Below are 377 nucleotides of genomic sequence, written 5' to 3'. Positions count from 1 at the left end.
GTTTATGCCGATTCGTGTTGCTGTAACAGGGCAAACTCACGGTCCAGAACTGCCGCAATCAATTGAATTGATCGGTAAAGAGACTGCAATTCAGCGTTTAAAAAATATCTAAATAAATGATTGTTGACAGGGAAGAGTATAAAACAATGACCATTACAGAAAGAATCTTCATCGGCTGAGAGAGATTCATGCGTCATGTTTTAGAAGTGCGCCCTTAAGACCTTTGAAGAACATTTCTGCGGAAATCAGTATTTAAAGGCGGCCGCCGCCGTTACAGGCTGAAGTTGGGAGAGCAGAAGTCTGCTTTTCAAACAGAGTGGAACCGCGCGGTTAAAGCGTCTCTGTCATGTGTACATGCAGAGGCGCTTTTTTTATTG

At 43.2% G+C, this 377-nt stretch carries 1 protein-coding gene and 1 other annotated feature; the gene reads left to right on the top strand.

Annotated features, from left to right (window positions below; translation table 11 throughout):
* A partial coding sequence (locus SB660_RS19230) for a hypothetical protein (protein WP_410583820.1) occupies window positions 1–112 on the top strand: 112 nt, incomplete at its 5' end.
* 2 nt (window positions 113–114) lie between these two features.
* Window positions 115–346: a binding site (T-box leader), on the top strand.
* The last annotated feature ends 31 nt before the right edge of the window (window positions 347–377 follow it).

This window comes from Bacillus sp. SIMBA_005, from assembly GCF_046535585.1.
Classification (GTDB): domain Bacteria; phylum Bacillota; class Bacilli; order Bacillales; family Bacillaceae; genus Bacillus; species Bacillus pumilus.
Note: the sequence above shows the minus strand (reverse complement) of the source record. Positions and strands in the feature narration are given on the sequence as shown.